The sequence below is a fragment of the Enterobacter sp. 120016 genome, assembly GCF_018383635.1.
Classification (GTDB): domain Bacteria; phylum Pseudomonadota; class Gammaproteobacteria; order Enterobacterales; family Enterobacteriaceae; genus Enterobacter; species Enterobacter asburiae_D.
Map to the genome: position 1 here is coordinate 1 of NZ_JAHAWC010000042.1, position 757 is coordinate 757.

At 48.7% G+C, this 757-nt stretch carries 2 tRNA genes and 2 rRNA genes; all 4 read right to left on the reverse strand.

What is annotated here, in order from left to right:
• Nucleotides 1-238: ribosomal RNA gene (locus tag KIF87_RS23000) — 23S ribosomal RNA — on the reverse strand; the annotation flags it as partial.
• Nucleotides 239-418: 180 nt separating this feature from the next.
• Nucleotides 419-494 (reverse strand) — tRNA-Ala (locus KIF87_RS23005).
• A 42-nt stretch (nucleotides 495-536) separates the two neighbouring features.
• Nucleotides 537-613 (reverse strand) — tRNA-Ile (locus KIF87_RS23010).
• A 69-nt stretch (nucleotides 614-682) separates the two neighbouring features.
• Nucleotides 683-757: ribosomal RNA gene (locus KIF87_RS23015) — 16S ribosomal RNA — on the reverse strand; the annotation flags it as partial.

The following is a 757-nucleotide window of genomic DNA, read 5'->3' on the forward strand; positions in this document are numbered from 1 at the left end:
GGGGAATCTCGGTTGATTTCTTTTCCTCGGGGTACTTAGATGTTTCAGTTCCCCCGGTTCGCCTCGTTAACCTATGTATTCAGTTAACGATAGTGTGTCGGAACACACTGGGTTTCCCCATTCGGACATCGCCGGGTCAAAGGTTCATATCACCTCGCCGGCGCTTTTCGCAGATTAGCACGTCCTTCATCGCCTCTGACTGCCAGGGCATCCACCGTGTACGCTTAGTCGCTTAACCTCACAACCCGAAGATGTTTCTTTCGATTCATCACCGACTTGCGAAAATTTGAGAGACTCGAACACACATAACATGTGTGTCGTTTCAATTTTCAGCTTGATCCAGATTTTTAAAGAGCAAAACTTCGCAGTGCACCTTTTCAGGTTCACTCTGAAGTTTTCTTGTATTCGCAGTAAAAGATGGTGGAGCTATGCGGGATCGAACCGCAGACCTCCTGCGTGCAAAGCAGGCGCTCTCCCAGCTGAGCTATAGCCCCATCGTGTGTAATCTCTGTACCGCTCATCCTTTAAAAGGAGTTTGGTAGGCCTGAGTGGACTTGAACCACCGACCTCACCCTTATCAGGGGTGCGCTCTAACCACCTGAGCTACAAGCCTGCAGAGATTTTTACTGCTGTTTTTCATCAGACAATCTGTGTGAGCACTACAAAGGCAGGTTCTTTAAGGTAAGGAGGTGATCCAACCGCAGGTTCCCCTACGGTTACCTTGTTACGACTTCACCCCAGTCATGAATCACAAAGT